Here is a 25,715-nt window from a genome sequence, read left to right on the forward strand (position 1 = left end):
CGCGGGCGTCGTCGCGTGGGGCGGACGCGGGCTACCCATAGGGTGGCCCGGCATGCGCCGGGGAGATTTCCGAGCGCGTGACGGGCGAGAGGAAGCCCAAAAGAAAAAACCCCAACCGCGAAGGGTTGGGGTTTTGAATAGTGGTGGAGCCGGGGGGAATTGAACCCCCGTCCGCAAGCCCTCCACAGTCAGTTCTACATGCTTAGTCGATCTATTTGGATTTAACCCTGGACTTAGCCGATCAACGGGCCGGACCAGGGCGATTCACGTAATTTAAACCTACGCCGTGTGACCCCAGCGCAGACCGATTCCTTGTGAATGTCGCTGCTGCGGTTCGGGGGTTACCCCCCTAAAGAGTTGCCTCTTCCCGCCTGACCCAAGGACAGATCAGTGCAGCGGCTCACCGCTTAAGCGGCGAGAGCGAAACGCTCGTCGTTGGCGTTTAGTTTGTTTCCAGTGGTTTTACGAGCGTACTGGTGCTCGGCATGCCCTGAGCTGCTTCATGACCCACGTCGAATCCGGATCGGCCCCAGGTGATCTCTATTGTACGCCAAAAGCGGGACGGGTTTTCGCGGGGCGCTGCCCCGGCGGCGCAGAGGTCCGGCGGCCGGCGCCCCGGCGGCCGGCGCCCCGGCGGCTGGCGCCCCGGCAGCTGGCGTCACGAAGCCCGGCGTTCCGCCGGCCGGAGCGCCTGCGCCGCGTGAACGAGCGCCCCGCCCTCCCTCAGCCCCGGCCTTCCGCGCAGGACGCGGGCGTGGGGCACGTCAGCGCGTGGGCCTCGGCCGACCCCCGGGCATCGCGGGCGCGGGCCCGGCGCGTGGCGCCCATCAGCGCCACGCCCACCGCGATCGCAGCCGCCACGATCAGGGCGGAGGTCCAGCCCAGCGCGGCCAGGCCCAGCCGGTCGATGATCGCGCCGCCGATCACGGCGCCCACGCCGATGCCGATGTTGGCGCCGGAGATGTTCAGCGAGGCGGCGAAGGCCGGCGCCTGCGGCGCGGACTTCATCACGCGCACATGGCACACGAGGAACAGCGCGGCCTGCGCGATGCCCCAGGCGCCCAGCGCGATGGCCAGCAGCACGGGCGCGTCCATCACGGTGGTGACGAAGGTGAGCCCGAAGGCCATCAGGGCGGCAAAAAACAGCGTGGTACCGAGCGGGCTTCGGTCGACCAGCCGGCCGCCGATCCAGTTGCCCAGGATGCCGATACCGCCGAACGCCATCATGCTCCAGCCCACGACCTTGCCGTCGAAGCCGCCCAGACGCTCCAGCATGTCGGCCAGATAGGTGTAGGCGGTGAACATGCCGGTAAAGATCAGCAGCGACAGCAGCACGTGGGTGACCACGATGGGGTCGCGCACGATGCGAAGCTGCGTGGCGAAGCGGATGGTCTCGCCGGCCATGCGCTTCTGGGGGAAATACACCATCAGCAGCAAGGCTTTGGCGAACGCCACGGCCGCCAGCACGCCGAAGGCGGCGCGCCAGCCGAACGCGTCGGAGATCAGCACGCCGATCGGAATGCCGAACACCGTGGCCGCGACGATGCCGAAGGCCACGGTGGAAATGGCGCGGCCCGCGTAGGCCGGGCCGACGATCTCGACCGCGGTGGCGCTGGCGAGCGACCAGAACACCGGCAACGTGAGCGCCGGAATGAAGCGCGCCACGGCCATGACCCAGATGTTGGGCGCCAGCGCGGCCGCCACGTTGGACAGGCCGAACACGATCAGCACGCCGATGAACAGGCGCTTGCGCTCGATGTTGGCCATCAGGGCGGTCAGGAACGGGCCGGCGGCCGCCACCGTGAAGGCGAACAGCGACACCAGCAGGCCGGCCTGCGACACGGTGACCTGGAGGTCGCGCGCCATGGGCGGCAAGAGGCCGATGATGAGAAATTCGGTGGTCAGGATGGTGAATCCGGCCGCCGACAGCAGCAGAATAGGCAAAAGCATGGTGTTCCCTGCGCTGCGCAAAAAGGCAACGCGGACTGGCCCGGTCAACGGGCTATGGACTAGGTGATATCGGAGCTTGACGCGAGGTCAGGTGGCGCGCCGCGGTGGACGATCGAAGCGGCGGCTTGTCGAGGCGCTACTGTAGAACGGATTGCTCGCCGAATAAAGCCGGACGACTGGAAATGACTATCCGGCAGAACCGACAGAACGGGTAGGACCGGGAGAACCGACCGAACAGAGAGAACCGGGGGAGCCGGGAGAATCGGGAAGAGCCGGGAGCGCCGCGGGAGCCGGGAGGGGCCGGGAGGCGCCGGGGGGACCGGGGGATCGGGGGATCGGGCGATCGGGGGGACCGGAGCGCCGGGGTACCGGGAGGCACCGGAGGCATCGGGAGAACCGGAAGGAGCCGGCCGAAGAGCGGATGACGGGCACAAAAAAAGTGCCGAAGGCGGCGCCTTCGGCACAGGACCGCCGGAGGAACGATGCGCGAGGACTGGGCCCGCGACTCGTGCGGTACGCGCCAGCCGGTTCGTTGAGGGGTAAACAGGCCGACGCGAGCCCTGTTTATAAGTCGCCATCGCCGCCTCCATCCTCCCGAATACACGCGCCCGCGGCTTCGCCCGCCCTGGCCGCACCGTGTGCGCGCCGACGAAGGAAGCGAGGAATGAAGCAGGAAAGCAGGGAAGGAACGAAGGAAGGAAGCAGGGAAGCAAGGAAGCAACGAAGGAAGGAAGCAAGCAAGAGAGGCAGCCGACAGAAACCCTGAGACCTGCGCCGGCCACCAGGCTATTTCGCAATTCTTCTATTCGCTTGCCACCCGGATTCGCCCCTAATTACAGGAGTGCGACGAGGGCCGCTAGCGGTCATTGCCGCGTCGGCATCCTCGAGCCGGTGCCACAGGGTTCCGGCACGTCGCTCCCCCTTCCGCCGACCCCGTTTCCGATGCGCATCCTCATTGCCGAAGACCACCCCGAGTGGGGCCACATTCTCCAGACCCACGTCGCGCAACTCGCCTACAGCAGCACCCTGTGCACGAGCTGCGAAGAGACGCTGACGGCCCTGAACGAAACCGGCCCCCAGATCCTGCTGACCGACGCGTTGCTCAGCGATGGCGACATCCGCGACGAGATTCCGGGCATCCGGCAGCGTCTGCCCGGCCTGGGCATCATCGTGCTCACCGCGCGCACGCATTTCGACGATCAGATCCGCGCCCTCACCGATGGGGCCGACTACTACCTCATCAAACCGATCAAGCTGCCGATCCTGACGGCCACCCTGACCGCGCTGGCGCGCCGCCTCGCGGCGCAGGCGCGCCACGCCTGCGCGAAAGCCGCGCCCGGATGGGTGTTCGACCGCGCGGCCAGCCTGCTGCTGCGGCCGTCCGACGGCGCATCGATCAAGCTCACCGACCGCGAAGGCACCGTGTTCTCGCTGCTCCTGCAGAACCCGACGTTTCCGGTGCGGCATCAGGCGCTGTGCCATGCGCTCGGCATCCCCGACTACGCGTTCGATCCTCATCGGATCGACAGCCTGATGTATCGCGTGCGCAAGAAGCTGTTGCAGGTCGCGGACTCGCCGTTTTCGATCCGCAATGTCTACGCCGAAGGCTTTTTGCTGTCCACGGGCGGGGCCAGCGTGCAGTTCAGCAGCGAAACCTGACCGCGCGCAGCGGCACCTTCCCTCAGCTCGCATCCACGCTGCCACCGCCACCCAGGAAGTGATTCGGGCGGCGCAGCGCCGGGTCGAACGGGTTGATGCGCGCGCCGATCTGCTGGGCCTCGCGCCGCAACATTTCCACGATCATCGGCACCCGTTCCGGCGTCATGCGTTCCGACGGCGCGGCCACGCTGAGGGCTGCGACCACCGTGCCGTTGCGGTCGGTGATCGGTACGGCCAGGCCCATGGTCCCGGGATACAGCGCCGGCCCGGAGCTGAGCGCGTAGTCTTTCTCCAGGCATTCTTTCAGCAGAACGCGCACCGAGATCTCGTCCATGAAGCCGAGGTGGCGCAGACGCGGAATATTGAATCGGATCACTTCCTCGCGCTCCGCTTCGGGCAGCCGGGCGAGCAGGATGAGACCCGCCTGGCCCAGGCCGAGCGGCATCTTGCCGCCGATATCGCCCGTGTGCGAGCGCACCGGAAACGGCCCGTCGATACGATCCAGGCACACCGCATCGAAGCCGTGGCGCACCAGCACGAACACGGTGTCGTTGAGCATGCCTGACAGGCGCAGCAGCGCCGGCCGGCACACATCGCGCAGCGTGGAGTGACGGTTGCCCGCCGACGCGGCCAGCGCGAAGAACGCCACGCTCAGCTGGTAGGCCTTGCTCTGCGCCGGCTGCTCCACCATGTCTTCCTGGATGAGGGCCTGCAACACGCGGTGCGCCGTCGCCGGCGCCTGGCCGGTGCGCGCCGCGATCTCGGTCAGGCGCAGGCGCTCGCCCTGTGCCTCGGCGAGTACGCGCAACACGCTGAAGGCCCGCTGCAGCGATCCGGGCGCGCCGGACTCGCCAGCCTCTTTTTTATCCGCCATTCGTTTTCCTTGATCGGAAAAAATAAGCACTCTTAAAAACCTTCGTTCCATTTTACGGAATTTATTGAAGAAAAATTCACGTCTACGGAAAAACACCCTTGACCCGCCAAATGACGCCCTCCTAGACTGCGCTGCATCGAATGACGGCCCCGGCCACCACCGGGGTGGTCGCGAGGTCAGTCAGCACAAGGCCGCAAGCACGGCCAAACGGGGCGGAAAATGGCTTTTCTCAGACTGGAGCACGTCTCCAAGTACTACGGCGACCTGTGCGTGGTCTCCGACATGAACCTGAGCGTGGAGCAGGGAGAATTCGTCTCGCTGCTCGGGCCCTCGGGCTGCGGCAAGACCACAACGCTGCAAATGATCGCGGGCTTCGCGGACGTCACGCGCGGTGCCATCACCCTGGCCGGACGCGACATCACGCACGCCAAAGCCAATACGCGCGGACTGGGCATCGTGTTCCAGAGCTACGCCCTCTTCCCCCACATGACCGTGCAGGACAACGTGGCCTTCGGCCTGGCGATGCGCAAAGTGGGACGCGCCGAGCGCGACGCCCGCACGCGGGACGCGCTGGCGATGGTGCGGCTCGACAAACATGCCGAGCGCTATCCCCGCGAGCTCTCCGGCGGACAACGGCAACGCGTGGCCCTCGCGCGCGCGCTCGTCATCCGGCCGCCGGTGCTGCTGCTCGACGAACCCCTGTCCAATCTCGACGCACAGCTGCGCGAGGAAATGCAGTTCGAATTGCGCGATATCCAGCGCAAGACCGGCACCACCACGATCATGGTCACGCACGATCAGGCCGAAGCGCTCTCGATCAGCGATCGCGTGGTCGTGATGCAGGAAGGCCGCGCGACCCAGATCGATGCGCCCTACCGCATGTACGAGCATCCGGAGACCCACTTCATCTCGCGCTTCGTCGGCAAGACGAACATGCTCGACGGCACGGTCGATCGGATCGATGCCGAGGGCGCCGATGTGCGCGCCGGCACCCTGGCGCTGCGGGTGAGCGCGGCCGGCATGCGGCCGGGCAGCGTCCGCGCGGGCGACCGGGTGAGCGTGTCGCTGCGGCCCGAAAAGCTCGTGGCCGTGGCGCCGGGCGCGGGCAAGCTGGACGGCCGCGTCACGACCCGCTACTTCCTGGGCAGCCAATGGCAGTACGAGCTCGACACCGCCGCCGGCCCCCTGCTGATGCTCGCGCCCAACGACGGGCGCGCGCCGCACGGCGATGGCGCGACCGTGGGCCTGGACTGGCCAGCCGAAATCGTGCGGGTGCTGCCCGCCGCCGCCGAGGCCTGACATGACCAGCCCCTCCCACACCCTGGCGGCGCCGGCCGCACCGCGGCCCCGCACCGATGGCGCCGCCGCCATTCTCGGTTCGATACCGCTGGCCCTGCTGTTCCTGACGATGGTGCTGACGCCGCTGGCGCTCACGCTGCTGCTGTCGTTCGCCCAGTTCGACTACAACACCGGCATCCAGCCGGGCTACACGCTCTCGCAATACGGCGAGGTGCTGACGGACTCGTACTTCCTCGAGATCTTCTGGCGCACGTTCTGGATCTCGGCGCTCACCACGCTGATCTGCGCGGCGATCGGGCTGCCCGAGGCCTACATCCTGAGCCGCATGCGCAAGCCCTGGCGCTCGATTTTCCTGCTGGTGGTGCTGTCGCCGCTGCTCATCTCGCTGGTGGTGCGCGCCTTCGGCTGGAGCCTGCTGCTCGGCCCGAATGGCCCGATCGGCGCAGCATCGGACGCGATGGGACTCGGCTCGCTGCTATACACGCCGACCGCGGTCATCATCGGCCTGGTGCACGTGATGCTGCCCTTCATGGTGATTCCGGTCTGGACCTCGCTGCAAAAGCTCGATCCGACCGTCGAACAGGCCGCCTATTCGCTCAACGCCTCGCGCACGCAAACCTTCCTGCGGGTGATCCTGCCGCAGGCCACGCCCGGTCTGCTGTCGGGCAGCCTGATCGTGTTCGGCCTCGCGGCAAGCTCGTTCGCCATCCCGGCGCTGCTGGGCGGACGCCGTCTCAAGATGGTGGCGACGATCGTGTACGACGAGTTCCTCACCGAGCTGAACTGGCCGCTGGGCGCCGCCATCGCCGTGCTGCTGCTGCTGGCCAATCTGATCATCATGCTGAGCTACAACCGCATCGTCGAGCGCAGCTATCGCCGCAGCCTGGGCTGAGCCGGAGAATCCCATGCAAAAGAACGGCGCCATCGCGCTCGCCTTCAACGCGCTGGTCGTGGCCTTCGTGCTGGCCCCGCTGGCCATCGTCTGCCTGGTGGCTTTCACGCCCGGCTCCACACTTTCGATTCCGACCACGGAGTTCTCGCTGCGCTGGTTCCGCGCGGTCTTCGCGCACTCGGATTTCATGCAGGCGTTTCGCAATAGCCTGTGGCTGGCCTTCTGCGCGGCAAGCATCGCCTCGTGTCTGGCCGTGCCGGCCGCCATCGCGATCACGCGCTACCGCTTTCCGGGCCGCGACGTGCTCAACGGCCTGTTTCTTTCGCCGCTCATGATTCCGCATCTGGTGCTGGGGGTCGCGTTGCTGCGCTTCTTCGCGCTGATGGGGACCACGGGCAGCTTCGGCTGGCTGATCCTGGCGCACGTGGTGGTGATCACGCCATACGTGATGCGGCTGGTGATCGGCGCGCTGGTGGGCTTCGACCGCTCGATCGAACACGCGGCGCTGTCCCTGGGCGCGAGCCGCGCAACAGTGTTCTTCAAGGTCACCCTGCCGCTGATCCTGCCGGGCGTATCGGGCGGCTGGCTGCTCGCCTTCATCAACAGCTTCGACGAGCTGACGATGTCGATCTTCATCACCGCGCCCAGCACGGTGACGCTGCCCGTGCGCATGTACATGTATGCGACCGAATCGATCGATCCGATGATGGCGGCGATTTCCGCGCTGGTCATCGCACTCACCGCCCTCACCATGCTGCTGCTCGACCGGGTCTATGGCCTGGACCGCGTGCTGGTCGGCCAGAAGTGATCGCACCTCATCCCATCAGGCAACCCCGGAGACCGGCAGCATCATGCCCTTGCTCAAACGCGTGGCCGAAATCGACCGGCCGGCGCTGACTTTCATGCTCGACGGCGAACCCGTCACGGCACTCGCCGGCGACACGCTGCTGACCGCCGTGCTCACCCACGGTGAGCGGCTGCGCCGCTCGGAGTTCAGCGGCGCGCCGCGTGCCGGATTCTGCATGATGGGGGCCTGCCAGGACTGCTGGATGCAGCTGGAGGACGGCACGCGCGTGCGCGCCTGCTCGACGCCGGTACTCGCCGGCATGCGTGTGCGGACCCGCCCGCTGACGGAGACGCCATGAGCCCGGCACTATCGCCTGTCATCGTGGGCGCGGGACCGGCCGGTGTGCGCGCGGCCCAGACCCTGGCGAACGCGGGACTGCGCCCCATCGTGATCGACGAGGCCCCGCGCGCCGGTGGACAGATCTACCGGCAGCCTCCGCCCGGATTCGTGCGCGACAAGCGCGCGTTGTACGGCTCGGAGCATCGCAAGGCCGACGCCGTGCATCGCGCCATGGAGGGCCTCGCGGCACGCATCGACTATCGCCCCGGCACGCTGGTATGGAACGGCGAGGACGGCATGCTCGACCTCATCCGCGACGGCGTGGGCAGCGAACTGCCGTATCGGCACCTCATCATCGCCACGGGCGCGACCGACCGCGTGCTGCCGTTTCCGGGCTGGCTCACGCCCGGCGTCTACACGCTCGGCGGAGCGCAGGTGGCCCTCAAGTATCAGGGCTGTGCCATCGGCGAAGCGGTGGTGTTTCTGGGCACCGGCCCCCTGCTCTACCTCGTGGCCTATCAATACGCCCGCGCCGGCGCGCATGTCGCCGCCGTGCTCGACACGGCCGGCGCGGCGGACCGCATGCGCGGTCTGCCCGGCATGCTCGCCGCGCCCCTGCTGCTGGCCCGGGGCATGTATTACATGGCGTGGCTGCGCGCGCATGGCGTGCCATTGCACGGCGGCGTGAGGCCGCTGCGCGTGCTGGGCGCGGATCGCGTCGCCGGCCTGGTCTGGCAGGATGCGGCCGGCCGGCAACACCAGACCGACTGCGATGCCGTGGGCTACGGCCTCGCGCTGCGCGCCGAGACGCAGCTGGCCGCGCTGACCGGCTGCGAGTTCGACTTCAACGAGCGCGACCGCAACTGGCTGCCGCGCCGCGATGCCGCGGGCCGCAGCTCCGCGGCAGGCGTTTATCTGGCCGGTGACTGTGCCGGCATCGCCGGCGCCGACGCCGCGGAAATAGCGGGTGAACGCGCCGCACTGGCGGTGCTGCAGGACGCTGGGCTGCCCTTCGATTCGCGCCGCGCCGCCGCCCTGGAGCGGCGTCTGGCCCGAATCAGCCGGATCCGCGATGCCCTGGAACGCGCCTTTCCCTTCCCGGCCGACTGGGCCCGCGAGATCGACGACGAGGTGGTGCTGTGCCGCTGCGAGGAGATCACGGCCGGAACGCTGCGCGCCGCCGCGGCCAGCGGCGCCGCGCGCGAGATGAACCGCTTGAAGGCGCTGACCCGCGTGGGCATGGGCCGCTGCCAGGGCCGGATGTGCGGCGCCGGCGCCGCCGAGGTGCTGGCCCATGCGCTGGGCGTGGCCCCCGGCGCGGTGGGCCGCCTGCGCAATCAGCCGCCAATCAAGCCGATTCCGATCACGTTCGTGGCGCCGCCCGCGGCGGAGCAATCACGATGAACCGCCCCGAGAACGCGCCACGGAACACCGAGGTCGTCATCATCGGCGGCGGCATCGTCGGCGCGAGCGCCGCGCTGTTCCTGCGCCGCCGCGGCGTCGACGTGACCTTGCTGGACATGGGGGCGTGCGGCGCCAAGGCCAGCGGCGTGAATTACGGCGGCGTGCGCCGCCAGGGCCGGCCGCTGTCGCAGATGCCGCTCACCGCCCGCGCGCACGAACTCTGGCAGCAACTGCCCGCGCTGATCGGCACCGACGGCGAATATGTTCGCAGCGGCCATCTGAAGCTGGCGCGCACCGAGGCCGACCTGCACGCGCTCGAACAGTATCGCGACGCCACCCGCGGCTACCGCATGAATCTGCAGCTGATCGGCACGAATGAGCTGCGCCGCCGCTTCGGCTGGCTGAGCGCCGATCTGGCCGGCGCATCGCTCTGCCCCGACGACGGCCACGCCAACCCGCGACTCGTATCGCCCGCGTTCGCGCAGGCCGCCGCCGCGGCCGGCGCATGCATCCTCGAAAACACGCGGGTCACGCGCGCCACGCATGACGGCCAGCGCTTCGAGGTCGAGACCGAACAGGGCCCGCGCGTCCGCGCCCGTTACCTGCTCAACTGCGCCGGGGCCTGGGCGGGCGACATCGCCGCCGGCTTCGGCGAACCCGTGCCCGAAGATGTCATCCATCCGCTCATGATGGTGACCGAGCCGTTGCCGCAGTTCATGGCCGTGAGCCTCGGCATGCAGGGCGGCGGCATCTACGCGCGCCAGGTCGACCGCGGCAACTGCGTGATCGGTGGCGGACGTGGCGTGATGCAGCCCGATGGCTACGCACGTCCCGCGCGCAGCGCCCTGCCCGCCCTGCTCGCCAGGGCCGCCGAGCTGTTGCCGCCGCTGCGCGGCGCGCACGTCATCCGGTTCTGGACGGGCGTGGAAGGCAGCATGCCTGACCACAACCCCGTGCTGGGCCCGAGCCGGCGCGTGCCCGGCCTGATCCATGCCTTCGGCCTCTCGGGCGCGGGCTTTCAGGTCGGCCCCGCGATCGGCGAGATCCTTTCTGAATTGGTCGTCGATGGCACGTCGACCATCCCTATCGACGCATTTGGCGTCGAACGATACGCGGTCCCCGCTCATGAGGCCGCGCATCGATCCGAGCTTTCTCGTGAGCAATCGCTGGAGTCAACATGATCAATCGGAATCGCGGCGCACAACAGCGCGTCAAAAAAATCGGGGGTTGGGTCGCGGGCGCACTGATGCTGGCAGCCTCGGCCGGGGCCGTCGCGCAGCAGAAGACGCTGTACGTGGGCATGAATGGCGGCGACATGGAACGCGCCTTCACGCAGCACGTATTCCCGGCATTCGAGAAGGCCAACAACGTGAAGATCGTGGTGGTGCCCGGCACCTCCACCGACGTGCTGGCCAAGGCCCAGGCCTACAAGGACAAGCCGCAGATGCACCTGATGTTCCTCGATGACGGCGTGATGGCGCGCGCGATCTCGATGGGCCTGTGCCAGAAAATGGACGACGCGCCGGTCTTCCAGGATCTGTACCCCACCGCCATCATGAAGGACCGCATGGCCGCCGGTATCGACATCGGCATGACCGGCCTGGGCTACAACACCAAGATCTTCGCCGACAAGGGCTGGGCCCCGCCCACCTCCTGGATGGACCTGGCGGATCCCAAGTACAAGGGCAAGGTCGTGTTCCAGTCGGCATCGGGCAGCACGTTCGGCCTGCACGCCTTTTTGATGTACAACCGCATCCTGGGCGGCGACGACAAGAATCCGGAGCCCGGCTTCAAGAAGTGGAGCGACACGATCGGCCCCAACGTGCTCGAGTACATTCCGAACTCGGCCAAGCTGGCGGAGATGATCCAGGGCGGCGAGGCGGCGATCTTCCCGCTCACGCCGACCGCGATCGCGCGTCTCAAGAAACGCGACATTCCGGTCGAGTATGCGCAGCCCAAGGAAGGCTCCGTGATCCTCATGGTGGGTGAGTGCGTGATCGCCAACAACACCGAGCCGGCCCTGTCGCAGAAGCTCGCGCAGTACCTGCTGTCGCCCGAGGCACAGAAGGCCGCGCTGGAGTTCGGCGGTCACTTCCCGTCCAACCGCAAGGTCCAGGCCGACGCCGCCAATGCCGCCACGCTCAAGCAGTTCCAGGGCTATATGGAAAGCGCGAAGGTGCTGGACTGGGACGTGATCAACGCCAGCCGTCCGGCCTTCAACGCGCGCTGGAACCGCACGGTCGAACGCTGAAAGCCCGCGGCCGGTGTCGACGCCGCGTTGGGCGGCGCGGCGCCGGCCGCGCCAGCGGGATCGCGTGGTTGCGCGGCGCGGCTGCGCCGCCCCCTTCATTCTTTTCAAGCAACAAGGAAGTCGTTATGAGCAGCACCCAGTTTCACTTCGAGGGCAAGGTCGCCGTGGTCACGGGCGGCGCGCAGGGCATCGGCGCCGCGTGCGTGCGGGCCCTGGCCCGCGCCGGCGCCACCGTCTGCATCTGGGACGTGGCGGACGCGCCCGGCGAGGCCCTCGCGCGTGAACTGGACGGCGCCGGCACGCGCGTGCATTACCAGCGCTGCGACGTGTCCAGCAAAGCCGACGTCGACGCAGCGCTGGCGCAAACGCTCGCGCAGTGCGGGCGGGTCGACCAGCTCGTCAACAACGCCGGCATCGTGCGCCCCTGCGATTTTCTCGACATCACCGAAGCCGATTGGGATCTCGTGATGGGCGTGAACCTCAAGGGCGCCTTTCTGGTGGGCCAGGCCGTGGCCCGCGCCATGGCCGGCGCCGAAGGCGGCGCGATCGTGCACATGAGCTCGGTGAATGCCGTCATGGCCATCCCGACCATCGCGTCGTACAACGCCAGCAAGGGCGGCATCGCCCAGCTCACGCGCGCGATGGCGCTCGCGCTGATCGACCGCGGCATCCGCGTGAACGCGGTGGCACCCGGCACGATCGCCACCGAGCTCGCGCAGAACGCCGTGATGTCCGATCCGGCCGGCCGCGCGCGCCTGTTGAGCCGCACCCCCATGCGCCGTCTCGGCGAACCCGCCGAAGTCGCCGATGCCGTGCTCTATCTGCTGAGCGACGCCTCCAGCTACATCACGGGCGAGACGCTCTTCGTCGACGGCGGCCGCCTGGCGCTGAACTACACGGTCTGAGCATGCGCATCGCGATCGCTTCCGGCGGCCCGGCCGCCCTGCCCGAGTGGCAGGCACATTTCCAGGCGTTCGACCCCGCCATCGAGGTGCTGGGCTGGGAAGCGGCGCAAGCCGATCCGGCCGGCGTGCGCTATGCGCTGGTGTGGCAGCCCCCGCACGGCGGGCTGGCCGCGCTGCCCGATCTGCGCCTCATCATCAGCGCCGGCGCGGGTGTGGACGGCATTCTCGACGACCCGCTGCGCCCGGCCCACCTGCCGATCGCGCGCATGATCACCGACAGCACGCCCGACGTGATGGCCGAATACGTGCTGAGCGCGGCCCTGATGCTGTTGCGCGAGGGGCGCCGCATGGCGCTGAACCAGGCCGAACGGCGCTGGGAAATCCTGCCCGCGCCGCGGCGCATGCAGGACACGCGCGTGGGCGTCATGGGCCTCGGGCAGCTGGGCAAGGCGAGCGCGCTGCTGCTCGCGCGGGCCGGGTTCCCGGTCTCGGGCTGGTCCCGTACGCCCACCGAACTGCCCGGCGTGCGCACGCATGCCGGCGCGGCGGGCTTCGATGCCTTTCTGGCCGACACCGACATCCTGGTGTGCCTGCTCCCCGCCACGCCCGCCACCCAGGGCATCCTGGGCGCGCGCACCTTCGAGCGCCTGCCCGCCGGCGCCGCGGTCATCAACGTGGGCCGAGGCAGTCACCTCGACGAGCCTGCCCTGCTGGCCGCGCTCGACGCAGGCCGGCTCTCGGGCGCGGTGCTCGACGTGTTCGAGACCGAGCCCCTGCCGGCCGCGTCGCCGCTCTGGTCGCACCCGGCCATCATCGTCACGCCGCATTACGGCGCGACGCCGTCGCGGCGCGATCGTGCGCAGCACGCCGTGCAGTTGATCCACCTCGCCGAGCGGGGCCAGCCGCTGCCGCATCTGTACGACGCCGCCCGCGGCTATTGAGGCGGGCTTGCGGGATAATGGCTGCCTCATCACTCGCGAGCACAACCATGGAATGGCATCTCTACCGCACGGCCCCGATCGACGTGGGCTGGGATTTTCTGCTGACACTGGCGGAGGCCTTCGCGCTGCTCGAAACCGCCGAGGCGCGCGAAGAGCCGCTGGGCATCGACCACGATCTGTTGCGCGCGCAATTCAATGAGGTGCAGGAGCGCGCCGAGCAGCTCGGCTGGGAGGGCGATTTCCGCACCGAGCCGCACGTGCTCATGCTGCCCGACCCGGCGCAGGGCCGGCTCGCGCCCGGCTTCGTCTGGAAACAGGACAACGGCGGCCTGTGCTTCGTGGCCTCGCCGATCGCCCTGCCCTGGCTCGATCAGCCGGCCTGACGCTCAGTCTTGGCGCGCTGCCGCGCCGGTGCCGAGGTCGCTCGCCGGACGGCTGCCTGCCGCCGAGTACACATAAGCGCGGTCGCGCCCGGCCTCCTTGGCGTCGTACAGCGCCTCGTCGGCATGCTGAAACACGATCTCGCTGGTCTTGCCCGACGACGGGAAGTGCGCCACGCCCACCGAGATCGTCATCGGCCGCCCGCCCTCCACCCGCAGCCGCGCCACGCACTCACGCAGGCGCTCGGCGAACACGGCGCCGCCCTCCAGCGGCACGCGGGGCAGCACGATCATGAACTCGTCGCCGCCCAGGCGCGCCACGGCATCGCGCCGGCGCGCCTGCTGCTCGATCGCGCGTGCCACCTCCTGCACCGACAGATCGCCGATGTGGTGGCCGAAGGTGTCGTTGATGGTCTTGAAGCGGTCGATGTCGAAGGTGACCACCGAGAACGGCACATCGGCCCGCTCCAGCGCCTCGACCACGTTCTGCAGACCGCGCCGGTTGAGCAGCTCGGTGAGCGGGTCGCTCTCGCTCTCGCGCCGCAACGACCGGATCCGGCGCAAGGTGGCGGTCAGGCCGATCAACAGCCCCCGCCTGAGATCGGCCGCCTCCTGATACCAGGCGCGGATCGTCCGCACGTCGTTGGGGGTGGCCGGATCCTGCATGGCCGTGGCGGCCCGGGCCAGTTGGCGCAAGGGCCGCGTGATGAGGCCCGACAGCCACCAGATGCCCAGCAGGCTCAGGCCCACTAGCGGCAAGGCGTACATCAGGGTGCGCCATAGCGCGGCGTCGACCCGGTCGAGCGCGGCCTCGGTGGGCTTCTGGATGATCACGCCCCATCCGGCCGACGGCACCGGGGCATAGCCGCCCAGCATGTCCACCCCCTCCTGATTGACGAAGCGCATGGCGCCGCGCTCGCCGCGCCGGGCGGCGGACTCGGCCGCATTGCTCACCACTTCGCCCTCGCGCGTGGTGGTGGGGTGGTAGATCAGCGCGCCGCTTCGGTCCACCACATAGCCATAGGTGCCGTCGAGAAACGTGTGCTCGTCGAGGATGGCCTGCAGGATGGCGGGCTCATGCAGATAAATGAGACCGGCCACGAAGCCCAGGGCGCTGCCGTCGGCGGCCCGTATCGGCTGGGACAGCATCACCGCCCACAACCCGTTCGGGCGGCGATAGGGCTGACCGGTCAGCGGGCCGTGCGCCTCGAGCGCCGCCCGCGCCTGCGGGCTGTCCACCCGCGTGCCGACGAGGTCCGCCGTGGCGTCGGTGCCGGCCAGCACGACGGAACGGGTGTCGACCACGACCAGCGCATTGAACAGATCGCTTGCGCGCAGCATGTGCTCGACGGCGGCCTGCGCCCGCGCGGGCGTGAGCGGCTGGCCGCCCAGGTCGTCGCCCAGCGTGGTCAGCAGCTGACGGCAGCTGCGCAGGTAGTTTTCGGTGACGCGCGCGAGCTTCTCGGCGTAGACGCGATGCGAGGCGAGGATGTCCTGCAGCAGTACGTCGCGCTTGACGATGTAGGTGGCGTAGAACGTGTTCGCGAAGACGGCCACCACGAAGAACACGCAGATCCCCAGGATCAGGCTGCGCAGGTGCACGCGTATGGGAAGTAGCATAGGCAGGCAGCAGGACGGGCAAGCTACCTATGATAGCGACACACCATGGCAACGGCGAGCGTATGCCATGGCCGGAACAAGCGCCGTCTCACGCGCGCCACGTCTGCGAGTATGGCCGGGCCATAGGCCGCCTGCCCGCCAGACCCCGCCGCTCGGTCTGGCTGCCGGGTCAATCGGGATTCTGCGCGGAGCACACCCGATTGCGGCCGCTGGCCTTGGCGCGGTAGAGCGCCTGGTCCGCGCGCGCCAGCGTCTCGGCCAGCGTGGCGCCATCCTGCGGATAGGCGGCCACGCCGATCGACACCGTGCGCGCGCCCTGCGGGATGGCCTGGAATCCCTCGATATCCACGCGGATCCGTTCGGCCACGCGCAGCGCCACATCGTGCGGCGCGCCGGGCAGCAGCATGACGAACTCCTCTCCGCCCAGCCGTCCGACGATGTCGTGGCTGCGGGCGCGCTTGCTCAACAAGGCCGCGATGCCTCGCAGCACCGTGTCGCCCGCGGCGTGGCCGTGCTCGTCGTTCACCGACTTGAACAGGTCGATGTCGATCGCCAGCACCCCCACCGGCGCGGCCAGCGTAATCTCGTGCTGCAGGTATTCGTCGAGCCCCCGGCGATTGAGCGTGCCGGTCAGCGGGTCGGTCAGGCTCTCCTGACGCAGGCGGTCGAACTTGTTGCCGATGCGGCGCCGCGCGGCGGCCAGCGAGCGCTTGATCTGATCGGCTTCGCGGTACCACGCGCTGATGGCCTCGATCCGGCGCGGCGCGCGGAACTGGTCCAGGTCGACCGCCACCGCGGCCAGGCGCGAGAGCGGGCGCACGATGCGGTTGGCCAGCCACCACACGAACAGGATGGACAGGCACAACCACGGCAGGGAGATCTGAAGCGTGCGTTGCACCAGCTGGGGCGAGCGGGCCAGCACGGTATCGACCGGGCGCTGCACGACCAGCCCCCACCCCGCCGTGCGCACGCGCGCGTAGCCGGCGAGCATCTCGCCGCCTTGCGGCGCCGTCAGCCGCTGGGATCCCTCTTCGCCACGCATCAGCGCGGCCACGGCCGGATCGTCGACCAGATCCGCCCCGACCGTCTCGAACCTCGGGTGATACAGCACCACCCCTTCGGCGTCGACCACGTAATGCTCGGTGCCGTTGCGGTGCACCTGCTCGCCCAGCAACTCGCTCAAGCCATTGGGCTCGTGCAGATACAACACGCCGGCCACCATGCCGCCGTAGCTGCCATCCTCGAGAAACACCGGATGCGAAATGGAGACGACCCACCGGCCCGTCGGCGATACGAAAGGCGCGCTGATGCGGGGCTCGCGGCTGGCGAGCGCCCGGGCGCTTTCGGAGGAGGTCACCCGGCGCGGCAGGACGCCCGAGGGCGGCGCCTGGGCGGCGATCATGCCGTCGGCCCGCACGTAGATCACGGTGTTGAAATCGGTGCCAAGGCTCTGCATGCGGCGCAGCTCGGCTTCGACCACGTCGGGCCGGCCATCGGCCTCGCCGATTTCCTCGGCGCCATAAGCCAGATCGGACAGCGCCTTGCGCAGAAACACATCGGCCGTGTGCGCGAGCTTCTGCGCGAACACGCGGTTGTCTTCGAGGGTGCTGCTGGTGAGGATCTCGCGCTGTACGACGGTGCTCGAATAGAGGGCGCCCGCCAGGCCAAGCAGCAGAGAAAGGACGCTCAACCCGAGAACCAGGTGACGTAGATCGAGTTGGCGCATGAGACGCTAAGGGCCGGGCAACACACAAACCTTCGATCATAGCCCCGGGGGGCTCACTATGGTTAGTCCTGCGTCGATGAAACCGCAAAACTGTGGGGCGCCAGCCTCCTTTTGGGGGATCCGTCTCTGCTTTGCGCAGGCTTGCACCGCCCCGCCGAACGCACGATAGTTAGGGGACAGCGCCGTCCCGCGGGCCCCGCCCGCGCCGCGACCAGGAGAAGGCCATGAAACACGTCATCGCCTGTATTGCAGACACCCCTCGGGCCGAGGATGTCTGCGATCACGCCATCTGGGCCGCGCAGCGGCTCGACACCGATCTCGAGTTCCTGCACGTGCTCGAATACCAGCCCGAAACGGCGCCGATCTCCGATCTGGGCGGCGGCATCTGGATCGGAGCGCAAGAAACCCTGCTCCTGGAACTCGCCGAGCTCGACAAACGGCGTTACGAACTGGCCCGGCAACACGGGCAGCAACGCCTCGAGGCCGCGATCCAGCGTGCCCGCGACGGCGGTGCGCTACGTACCGATGGGCGCCAGCGCCAGGGGCTGCTGGTGGATACGCTGCTGGAGCTCGAGGCCGACACCCGGCTCTTCGTGATGGGCCCGCACAGCGGCCCGCCGCGCACGTCGCGCCTGCTGCCCGACCACAAGCTGGAGGCCTCGGTGCGGGCGCTGCGCCGGCCAGTGCTGGTGGCCAACCGGCCATTTCAGCCGCCCGCGCGCTTCATGGTCGCCTTCGACGGCAGCGAGACGTCGCGGCACACGGTCGAGGCCGTCAGCCGCAGCCCGCTGCTGGTGGGGCTGGAATGTCATGTGGTGGTCGTGCACGCCGATCGGGGCGTGTGCGCCGAGGCGCTGCAGTGGGCGCGCTCGGCCCTGACCCAGGCGGGCTTCGCCACCGAAGGCGTGCAGCGCCAGGGCGAGCCGGCCGCCGCGCTGGTCGCGCATGCGCGCGAGGCCGGCATGGACCTGCTGGTGATGGGCGCCTATGGCCACTCGCGCATCCGGCAGTGGGTTTTGGGCAGCACCACCACCGCCCTGCTCAATCAGGCGCCGACCAACCTGCTGATTCTGCGCTGACGCGTTCAGCCGGCCTGGCCGCGCCCGTCGAGCAGACCCGCCAGCGAGCCGAGCAGTTTGGCGGGATCGAGCCCCTGGCCGGCGCCCAGCGCGCCGTCGGGCGTGGCCTGGTCGACCAGCTTGGGCAACAGGGAGGTGAGCGACTCCAGCACCGAACCGCGCTCCTGGCCGGTACGGGTCGCGACGGCGTCGACCATGCCGGGGTCCAGCACGCCGTCGAGCTGCTGCGCCGAGACCGGCAGATTCGGGCCGGTACCTACCCACGAGCTCACCACGTCGCCCAGGCCGCCCTTCTGGAAGCGCTCGACGAGCCCGGAAAGACCACCGGGATATTTGTTGATCTGTTCGATGAGCGCGGGGATCAGGGATGCGGCGCTGCCGGCCTGGCTGCCCGCCAGCGTGGAAAGGGTGTTCAACAGACTCATCACGCACTCCTCATCAAGGGGGGACACGCCCCGGACTCAGGCAGTCTAGCGTGAGGGGCCGGCATCGCGCCGGCCCGGATTTGCTGCAATTGCAACGAATCGTGCAACAACGCCGGGGCGGCGGAGGGCTCCGCCCACCCCGGCGCGGGCCTTACTTGGCTCGCATGGCGCGCAAGGTTTTCTGGCCGGCGCGCCCGTCGTCGGGCAGCCCGAGCTTGCGCTGCTCTTCCTGCAGCGCCTGGCGGGTGCGGGTGCCGATCACGCCATCGGGCTTGCCGATGTCGTAGCCGCGCGCCACCAGCAGCTCCTGCAGTTCGCGGCGCTCGGCGCGCGACAGGCCCGGATCATCGGTGGGCCATGCGCGGGCGAACGGCATGCCGCCGCGCAGGCGATCCGACAGGTGGGCGATGGCGAGCGCGTAGCTCTCGGCCGCGTTGTACGAATAAAGCGCATCGAAGTTGCGCGTGACCAGGAAGGCCGGCCCCTGCACCCCGGCCGGCAGCAGCAGGCCCACCTGCTGATCGCCGGACGGCAAGGCGCGGCCATCGGCGCGCTTGATGCCCTGCGCGGCCCACTGCGACATGGGCTTCTTGTTGCGGCGACCCGCGCCGCTGGTGTCCATGCCGGCGGGCACGGTGACCTCGAAACCCCAGGTCAAGGCGGGATTCCAGCCGGCCCGCTTCAGGAAATTGGCCGTGGACGCGAGCGCGTCGGGCTTGCTGTCGACCAGATCGCGGCGGCCATCGCCGTCGAAGTCGACCGCCAGCCGCAGATAGGTGGACGGCATGAACTGCGTCTGGCCGAAGGCGCCGGCCCACGAGCCGTTCAGGCGTTCGGGCTTGACGTGTTCGTCCTGGATGATCTTGAGCGTGGCGTAGAGCTCGCCGCGGAAATAGGCCTGGCGCCGGCCGAAGCACGAGAGCGTCGAGAGCGAGGTGAGTAGCGGCCGGCCACCGAGATTCTGGCCGAAGTTGCTCTCCACGCCCCAGACGGCCACCACCGTGGCGGGATCCACGCCATATTGACGCTCGATCTGCGCCAGCTCCTTGGACCATTCTTCGAGGCCCTGCTGGCCGTCGTGGATGCGCTCCTCGTCGACCAGGCTCGCTAGATAATCCCAGATCGGCGTCTTGAATTCGGGTTGGGCGTCGAGGAAGCCGATCACGGCCATGTCGGGCGTGAGCGACTTCGTGTGCTGGTCGAACGTGGCGCCGCTCACCCCCGCCTTGATGGCCTCGGGCCGCAAGGTGGCCAGGCAACTGGCATAAGTTTTGAGGTCGGCCTCGCTGGGCGCCTCGGGCGTGGCCTGGGCCTGGACGGCGCCGGCGGCGGCGGTGAGCGCCGTGATGGCGGCGAATTGAGACAGGAATCGGCGGGTCGTGATGGCGTGTCGGTTCATGCGGAGATTCTAAACGCAGCCCCGCGGACACGGTGTCACAAGCCGTCACCTTGCAGTCGCCGGGTCCAGTCTTCGGCCAGACCGGCGTCCCGCCGCTTGGCGAACAGCGTCCGCCACCCTGGCGAAAGCTCCGGCATCTCCGCCAGCTCGGCCAGCGCGTCGCCTTCGACCAGACGACGATTGAGCACGTCCTGGATCCGCGCCAGGGGCCAGTTCGGCCGCGGCCGCTCGGCGAGCACGAGCGTGTCGCCGGCTGCGAGCATCCCCTCTTCGAGCACGCGGTAATACCAACCGGTGCGGCCGCCCTGCTGCACCTGCGCGGCCATGCCCTTGTGGTCGAACCGCACATCGAGCTTCCAGCAGGGCTGACGCGCCTGCGACACCTGCAGCACCAGGTCGCCACAGCGGTACACATCGCCGATGCAGACCTCGTGTTCGGTCAGGCCGCGGGTGCTGATGTTCTCGCCGAAGGCGCCGGGCTGACGCAGCACCGCGCGCTCGCCGAGGCGCTCCCGCCAGGCCGGATAATGGTCGTAGGCATAGTGGTGCACCGCTTTCTCGGGGCCACCATGAAAGCGCGGATCGGCCTGCTCGTCGCCCACGAGGCCGAGGCGGCCCACGCGCACGGGGCCGCTCAAGGCCGTCTTGGCGATGGCGCTGCGTTTGCCGCTATCGCCCAGCGGCGCCACGGCGCCGGTCAGCACCGCTTCGATGATCCAGCCACTCATGTCGCCTCCTGGGGCGTTCCGGCGACCAGCGCCGCCAATTCCTCGTCGTCGAATCCGGCCGCGCGGCGCGCCTCGACATTGAAGGGTCCGCGCTGACGTGGCGCGCCATAACGCGCCGCCAGCTCGGCGTACTGCGCCACCGGCGCCAGACCGCGCTCGGCGCAAACCTGCCGGTACCAGCGATTGCCGATCGCCACATGGCCGATCTCGTCGCGCAGAATGATATCGAGGATGGCCGCCCCCTCGGCATCGCCGGCGCGCGCCAGCTTGTCGCGGATGAGCGGTGATGCGTCGAGCCCGCGCGCCTCCAGCGTGCGCGGCACCAGCGCCAGCCGCGCGAGCAGATCATCGCGGGTGCGGTGGGCCATGTCCCACAGGCCGTTATGCGCCGGGAAATCGCCGTAGGCATGGCCGAGCGTGCCGAGATGGCGATTGAGCAGGTCGAAGTGGTAGGCCTCTTCGCGGGCGACGAAAAGCCAGTCGCGGTAAAAGGCCGCCGGCAGCCCCGGGTAGCGCCAGATCGCGTCGAGCGCCAGATTGATCGCGTTGAACTCGATGTGGGCCAGGGCATGCAGCAAGGCGGCGCGCCCCTCGGGCGTCTGGACCGAGCGCTGCCGCACCTGCACGGGCGGCACCAGCTCGGGCGCACGCGGGCGTCCCGGCAGGCCGGCCGGCTCGGCGAGCACGGCGTCGGCGCCGGGCGGCAGGTCGTCGCCGATCGCCGCCACGGCCGCCAGCTTGGCCGGCCATTCGGCGGCGCACAGCGCGTTCAGCGCCAGGGAGCGCAGCGTGGGCTGCGGCGCAACTGCATTCATGTCCATATCCGCAAGAGCGAGCCCGGCGCAATGGCCGGGCGATGCAATAACCTCGGCCCGCGCACGGCTACCCCGGCACGGACACCGGCAGACTTTATCATTGCGCCATGGACCCCGCGTATCGCCTTTGCATCGAATCCTCGCTCGCCGCCATCGATCCCGACGCGTGGAACGCCCTGACGGACGGTCACCCCTGTCTGCAACATGCCTATCTGCATGCGCTGCACGAGACGGGCTGCGCCACGCCGCGCACCGGCTGGACGCCGTACTACCTGACGCTGCGTCATGACGAGGCGCTGGCCGGCGCGGTGCCGCTCTACCTCAAGACGCACTCCCGCGGCGAATACGTGTTCGACTTTGCCTGGGCCGATGCCTACGAGCGTCATGGCCTGCGCTACTACCCGAAGCTGCTGGCCGCCGTGCCGTTCACGCCGGTGCCCGGCCGCCGCCTGCTGGCGCGTACGCCCGCCGAGCGCGACGCGCTGGCCGAGGGCCTGGTCGGGCTCGCGCGCGCCCTCAAGGTCTCGTCGCTGCATGTGCTGTTTCCGGATCCGGACGAGCGCGATGCGCTGGCGCGCGCCGGCTGTCTGGTGCGCGAAGGCGTGCAGTTCCATTGGCAGAACGCGGGCCATCCGGACATGGCCGCCTTTCTGGCCGCGTTCAATCACGACAAGCGCAAGAAGCTGCTGCAGGACCGCAAGCGGGTCGCGGCCGCCGGCGTGCGGTTCCGTCGCCTCGACGGTCCCGACATCACCGCCGACCATCTCGATTTTTTCTATGCCTGCTACTGCCGGACCTACTTTCAGCACGGCAACCCGCCCTATCTCACCCGCGCCTTCTTCGAACGGCTGCATCGCGAGATGCCCGGGCAGCTGATGCTGGTGCTGGCGGAACGCGAGGGCGAACCCGAGCCGGTCGCCGCGGCGCTCAATCTGCGCGGCGACGATGTGCTCTACGGCCGCTACTGGGGCACCCGCGAATTCATTTCGGGCCTGCACTTCGAGACCTGCTACATGCAGGCGATCGAGTACTGCATCGCGCACGGACTGCGGGCCTTCGAGGGCGGCGCGCAGGGCGAACACAAGATGGCGCGCGGGCTGATGCCGGTGCCGACGTGGTCGGCGCACTGGATCGCCGATCCCCGCTTCGAGGCGGCGATCGACGAATTCCTGACTGATGAAACGCGCTCGGTGGATGCCTACCGGGATGCGCTCGCGCACCACACGCCGTTTCGGCGCGAAGGCTGAGCCGCGCCGGCCCGCCTCAGAGAAAGCGGTCGAGCAGCTTGCGGCTGTGGCGATCGAGGGCCAGCGCGTCGCGGATCAGATAGTGGATCCCGTGGCTGTCGGAGATCAGCAAGGTGTGGCCGGTCAGCCGGCGAATGTCTTCTTCGCCGCGCAACACGAACGACACGTCGCCGCGATCCGTCGAGACCTTCCAGGTCGAGGGCGTCGCGTAGGTGGACACCGCCACGATGCGCTTGATCTCGGGCATGAACTCGCGCCCGGCCAGCTCCGCATCGAGCAACTCGCGCGCCGCTGGCGCCAGCGCGGCCATGTCGCCGATCCACACCAGCTCGTGACCATCGGCGCTCATGAGCGACAGGCCGCCGCGCGGATCGCTCACCGGAAACGCGCGCACCGGATAGACGCCCTCGTGCACCGCGCCCGACTCTTCCTGGAAGACCAGGCGGCCCATGGCATTGCGCTGCAGCCGCAGATTGGAAAGTGAATGCGCCATGGCGTTATGCGACGGCGACGATGTCGTCATCGTCTTCGCCGTTTTCGGAGTCGTTGTTGCGGGCCTGGGCCTGATAGAGGCGGTAGTACGCGCCCTCGCGCGCCATCAGCGCCTCGTGCGGCCCTTCTTCGATCACCTGACCGCGATCCAGCACCACCAGCCGGTTGGCGCGGCGCAGGGTCGACAGACGGTGGGCGATCGCGATGGTGGTGCGGCCACGCACCAGATTGTCGAGCGCCTTCTGGATTTCTTTCTCGGTGGTGGTATCGACCGAGGAGGTCGCTTCGTCGAGGATCAGGATGCGGGGGTCGATCAGCAACGCGCGGGCGATCGAGATGCGCTGGCGTTCGCCGCCCGACAGGGCCTGGCCCCGCTCGCCCACGAGCGAATCGTAGCCATGGGGCAGGCGCAGAATGAAGTCGTGCGCATGCGCGGCGCGCGCCGCGGCGATGATCTCTTCGCGCGTCGCCTCGGGCTTGCCGTAGGCGATGTTGTCGGCGATGGTGCCGAAGAACAGGAACGGCTCCTGCAGCACCAGCCCGATATGCCGGCGGTAATCCGACACGCGCAGCGAGCGGATGTCGGTGCCGTCGACCAGCACCGAGCCCTCCGAGACGTCGTAGAAGCGGCAGATCAGGTTGATCAGCGTGCTCTTGCCCGAACCGCTATGGCCGACCAGGCCGATCATCTCGCCGGGCGCGATGTCGAGGTTCAGGCCGCGGATCACCTGGCGGTTGCCATAACGGAAGCCGACGTCACGCAGCTTGATGTGCCCCTGCACGTGCGGCAGCGCGACGGGCCGCGCGGGCTCCGGCACGCTCGAGACGTGATCGAGAATATCGAAGATGCGCTTCGCGCCCGCCGCCGCCTTTTGCGTGACGGACACGATGCGGCTCATCGAATCGAGCCGCGTGTAGAAGCGCCCGATATAGGCCAGGAAGGCCGCGAGCACGCCCACGGTGATCTGATTCTGCGAGACCTGCCAGATGCCGAAGATCCACACCACCAGCAAACCGATCTCGGTGAGCAGCGTGACGGTCGGCGAAAACAGCGACCACACGGTGTTCACGCGATCGTTGACTTCGAGGTTGCGGTTGTTGGCCTCGCGAAAGCGCTGCACTTCGCGCTTTTCCTGGGCAAACGCCTTCACCACGCGGATGCCGGGAATCGTATCGGCCAGGACGTTGGTGATCTCGGACCAGATGCGATCGACCTTCTCGAAGCCGTGCCGCAGGCGATCGCGCACCACGTGGATCATCCACATGATGAACGGCAGCGGCACCAGCGTGACCAGGGCGAGCCACGGATTGATCGTGAAGAGGATGGCCGAGGTCATGACGATCATCAGCACATCGTTGGCGAAATCGAGCAGGTGCAGCGACAGGAACACGCAGATGCGGTCGGTCTCGCTGCCGATGCGCGCCATCAGATCGCCGGTGCGCTTGCCGCCGAAATACTCGAGCGACAGGTGCTGCAGATGCTCGTAGGTGGTCGTGCGCAGATCGGCGCCGATACGCTCGCTGACCCAGGCCAGGATGTACGTGCGGGCCCAGCCCAGCGCCCACGCCAGGATGGCCGAGGCGAGCAGGCCACCGAGATACAGCCGCACCTTGTTGTAGTCGATCACCTCGCCGTTCTGGTAGGGGATCAGCACCTCGTCCATCAGCGGCATGGTGAGGTACGGCGCCACCAAGGTGGCGGCGGTACCCAGCAGCGTGAGCAGGAAACCAACGAGGAGCGGCAGGCGGTAGGGCCGGGCGAAGCGCCACAGGCGCAGCAGCGCCCAGGTCGAGGGCGCCTCGGCGGGTTCGCCGTCGCAGTGCGGACACTCCTCCTGGTCGGCGCTCAGCAGCGCCTGACAGGTCGGGCAGACATGGACGTCGGCGTCGGCGGCCGGCCTGTTGGACAGACGCAACGCCTGCTGGCTTTCGAATTGGCCCAGCAGACGCAGCGCGGCGGGATTGCGGCCCAGCGTGAAGCGCCAGAGCCCGAGGCGCTGTGTGCCGTCATCGAGCTCGAGGCTGGCCGCCCCGGCGTGGTCGTGCAGATTGAGCCGCAGCGCGCTGGAATAGGACCAGGCCTGCCAGAGGCCGTCGGCGTCGCGGGCCAGCAGGCGCTGGTCGGTGGCGAGCACCAACCCGCTCGCGTACCGCAGGCGCGCGTCGAGGTCGGTTTCGAGCCACGCCAGGATGGACTCGCCCTCGCCCAATTGGGCGTCGGCCTCGGCCCGCCACGACGAGGGCAACTCGCGCGTGTTGGCGCCGGAAGTTGTTTGGTGATTTTTCATCAGAACGCGTATTACACCGCTCCCAGCCGGCCATGAGTCATCTACTCAGGCCACGGACCGAAAACGTGTCCGTTCCTTACAACAGCGCGAGTTTATATGGGCAAAAAGGCGGCGTATAGTAGCAGCCGATTTTCGTATTTTCCACCGTAGGAAATCTCCACTCACCACACATAGGCTACACCCCGTCCGGCACCAGTCTGGCTCTACGGCCTGCC

Annotated in this window: 23 protein-coding genes and 1 other RNA gene; 13 read left to right on the forward strand and 11 right to left on the reverse strand. The window is 68.6% G+C overall.

What is annotated here, in order from left to right:
- Positions 1–141: 141 nt before the first annotated feature.
- Positions 142–531, reverse strand: a transfer-messenger RNA (tmRNA) gene (gene ssrA, locus CEK29_RS14265).
- A gap of 192 nt (positions 532–723) precedes the next feature.
- Positions 724–1,950 (reverse strand): MFS transporter, encoded by a 1,227-nt coding sequence (locus tag CEK29_RS14270; RefSeq protein WP_094858504.1) that lies wholly within the window; start codon positions 1,948–1,950, stop codon positions 724–726.
- A gap of 942 nt (positions 1,951–2,892) precedes the next feature.
- Between CEK29_RS14270 and CEK29_RS14275 the strand changes: the two genes are divergently transcribed.
- Positions 2,893–3,609, forward strand: a complete 717-nt coding sequence (locus CEK29_RS14275) for a response regulator transcription factor (protein ID WP_094801052.1) — start codon at positions 2,893–2,895, stop codon at positions 3,607–3,609.
- A gap of 22 nt (positions 3,610–3,631) precedes the next feature.
- Here CEK29_RS14275 and CEK29_RS14280 read toward each other — a convergent pair whose 3' ends face one another.
- The gene (locus CEK29_RS14280) at positions 3,632–4,483 is read right to left on the reverse strand and encodes an IclR family transcriptional regulator (protein WP_094858505.1); all 852 of its coding nucleotides are present in this window, start codon (positions 4,481–4,483) and stop codon (positions 3,632–3,634) included.
- A 219-nt stretch (positions 4,484–4,702) separates the two neighbouring features.
- Here CEK29_RS14280 and CEK29_RS14285 point away from each other — a divergent pair, with 219 nt between their 5' ends.
- The 10 genes from CEK29_RS14285 (at position 4,703) to CEK29_RS14330 (ending at position 13,684) form a co-directional block, all read left to right on the forward strand.
- Positions 4,703–5,782 (forward strand): ABC transporter ATP-binding protein, encoded by a 1,080-nt coding sequence (locus CEK29_RS14285; RefSeq protein WP_094858506.1) that lies wholly within the window; start codon positions 4,703–4,705, stop codon positions 5,780–5,782.
- 1 nt (position 5,783) lies between these two features.
- A complete protein-coding gene (locus CEK29_RS14290) occupies positions 5,784–6,674 on the forward strand; it encodes an ABC transporter permease (RefSeq protein ID WP_094858507.1) in 891 nt (296 codons plus the stop codon).
- A gap of 13 nt (positions 6,675–6,687) precedes the next feature.
- Entirely contained in the window at positions 6,688–7,482 is a 795-nt protein-coding gene (locus tag CEK29_RS14295) for an ABC transporter permease (protein ID WP_094858508.1), read from the forward strand.
- Between the two features lie 43 nt (positions 7,483–7,525).
- On the forward strand, positions 7,526–7,819 hold the full coding sequence (locus CEK29_RS14300; protein ID WP_094858509.1) for a (2Fe-2S)-binding protein: 294 nt from the start codon (positions 7,526–7,528) through the stop codon (positions 7,817–7,819).
- Positions 7,816–9,204 (forward strand): NAD(P)/FAD-dependent oxidoreductase, encoded by a 1,389-nt coding sequence (locus tag CEK29_RS14305; protein WP_094858510.1) that lies wholly within the window; start codon positions 7,816–7,818, stop codon positions 9,202–9,204. The genes CEK29_RS14300 and CEK29_RS14305 overlap by 4 nt, the downstream gene beginning before the upstream one ends.
- A complete protein-coding gene (locus CEK29_RS14310) occupies positions 9,201–10,385 on the forward strand; it encodes an NAD(P)/FAD-dependent oxidoreductase (protein WP_094858511.1) in 1,185 nt (394 codons plus the stop codon). The genes CEK29_RS14305 and CEK29_RS14310 overlap by 4 nt, the downstream gene beginning before the upstream one ends.
- Positions 10,382–11,455 (forward strand): ABC transporter substrate-binding protein, encoded by a 1,074-nt coding sequence (locus CEK29_RS14315; RefSeq protein WP_094801067.1) that lies wholly within the window; start codon positions 10,382–10,384, stop codon positions 11,453–11,455. Before CEK29_RS14310 ends, CEK29_RS14315 begins: the two co-directional genes overlap by 4 nt.
- 125 nt (positions 11,456–11,580) lie before the next feature.
- Positions 11,581–12,360 carry an SDR family NAD(P)-dependent oxidoreductase gene (locus CEK29_RS14320; protein ID WP_094801069.1) on the forward strand — a complete coding sequence of 260 codons (780 nt, stop codon included), beginning with the start codon at positions 11,581–11,583 and terminating at the stop codon, positions 12,358–12,360.
- Between the two features lie 2 nt (positions 12,361–12,362).
- Positions 12,363–13,301, forward strand: coding sequence for a 2-hydroxyacid dehydrogenase (locus CEK29_RS14325; RefSeq protein WP_094858512.1), 939 nt, complete (start codon positions 12,363–12,365; stop codon positions 13,299–13,301).
- A 47-nt stretch (positions 13,302–13,348) separates the two neighbouring features.
- Positions 13,349–13,684, forward strand: coding sequence for a hypothetical protein (locus CEK29_RS14330; protein WP_094801073.1), 336 nt, complete (start codon positions 13,349–13,351; stop codon positions 13,682–13,684).
- Positions 13,685–13,687: 3 nt separating this feature from the next.
- On the opposite strand, the gene CEK29_RS14335 is transcribed toward CEK29_RS14330, so the two are convergent.
- Both CEK29_RS14335 and CEK29_RS14340 read right to left on the reverse strand, forming a co-directional pair.
- Complete coding sequence (locus CEK29_RS14335; RefSeq protein ID WP_094801075.1) at positions 13,688–15,301, reverse strand: GGDEF domain-containing protein; 1,614 nt, start codon at positions 15,299–15,301, stop codon at positions 13,688–13,690.
- Between the two features lie 169 nt (positions 15,302–15,470).
- A complete protein-coding gene (locus tag CEK29_RS14340) occupies positions 15,471–16,991 on the reverse strand; it encodes a sensor domain-containing diguanylate cyclase (RefSeq protein WP_249279081.1) in 1,521 nt (506 codons plus the stop codon).
- Positions 16,992–17,251: 260 nt separating this feature from the next.
- On the opposite strand from CEK29_RS14340, the gene CEK29_RS14345 reads away from it, so the two are divergent.
- Complete coding sequence (locus tag CEK29_RS14345) at positions 17,252–18,106, forward strand: universal stress protein (RefSeq protein WP_094801079.1); 855 nt, start codon at positions 17,252–17,254, stop codon at positions 18,104–18,106.
- A 5-nt stretch (positions 18,107–18,111) separates the two neighbouring features.
- Here the strand turns inward: CEK29_RS14345 and CEK29_RS14350 are convergent, their stop codons facing one another.
- The 4 genes from CEK29_RS14350 to CEK29_RS14365 form a co-directional block, all read right to left on the reverse strand.
- A complete protein-coding gene (locus CEK29_RS14350; RefSeq protein WP_094801080.1) occupies positions 18,112–18,531 on the reverse strand; it encodes a YidB family protein in 420 nt (139 codons plus the stop codon).
- Positions 18,532–18,682: 151 nt separating this feature from the next.
- The gene (locus CEK29_RS14355) at positions 18,683–19,930 is read right to left on the reverse strand and encodes a lytic murein transglycosylase (RefSeq protein WP_094858513.1); all 1,248 of its coding nucleotides are present in this window, start codon (positions 19,928–19,930) and stop codon (positions 18,683–18,685) included.
- A 35-nt stretch (positions 19,931–19,965) separates the two neighbouring features.
- Positions 19,966–20,658, reverse strand: a complete 693-nt coding sequence (locus CEK29_RS14360; RefSeq protein WP_094858514.1) for an MOSC domain-containing protein — start codon at positions 20,656–20,658, stop codon at positions 19,966–19,968.
- Positions 20,655–21,479 (reverse strand): ferritin-like domain-containing protein, encoded by an 825-nt coding sequence (locus CEK29_RS14365; RefSeq protein ID WP_094858515.1) that lies wholly within the window; start codon positions 21,477–21,479, stop codon positions 20,655–20,657. Before CEK29_RS14365 ends, CEK29_RS14360 begins: the two co-directional genes overlap by 4 nt.
- 101 nt (positions 21,480–21,580) lie before the next feature.
- On the opposite strand from CEK29_RS14365, the gene CEK29_RS14370 reads away from it, so the two are divergent.
- Positions 21,581–22,720: a GNAT family N-acetyltransferase gene (locus tag CEK29_RS14370; RefSeq protein WP_094858516.1), complete on the forward strand. Its 1,140-nt coding sequence runs from the start codon at positions 21,581–21,583 to the stop codon at positions 22,718–22,720.
- A 16-nt stretch (positions 22,721–22,736) separates the two neighbouring features.
- Here the strand turns inward: CEK29_RS14370 and CEK29_RS14375 are convergent, their stop codons facing one another.
- Positions 22,737–23,213 (reverse strand): cyanophycin metabolism-associated DUF1854 family protein, encoded by a 477-nt coding sequence (locus CEK29_RS14375; protein WP_094801090.1) that lies wholly within the window; start codon positions 23,211–23,213, stop codon positions 22,737–22,739.
- Between the two features lie 4 nt (positions 23,214–23,217).
- Complete coding sequence (locus CEK29_RS14380) at positions 23,218–25,500, reverse strand: cyanophycin metabolism-associated ABC transporter (protein WP_094801092.1); 2,283 nt, start codon at positions 25,498–25,500, stop codon at positions 23,218–23,220.
- Positions 25,501–25,715 lie beyond the last annotated feature (215 nt).

The sequence above is a fragment of the Bordetella genomosp. 5 genome (genome assembly GCF_002261475.1).
In the GTDB taxonomy this organism is placed as follows: Bacteria; Pseudomonadota; Gammaproteobacteria; order Burkholderiales; family Burkholderiaceae_B; genus Bordetella.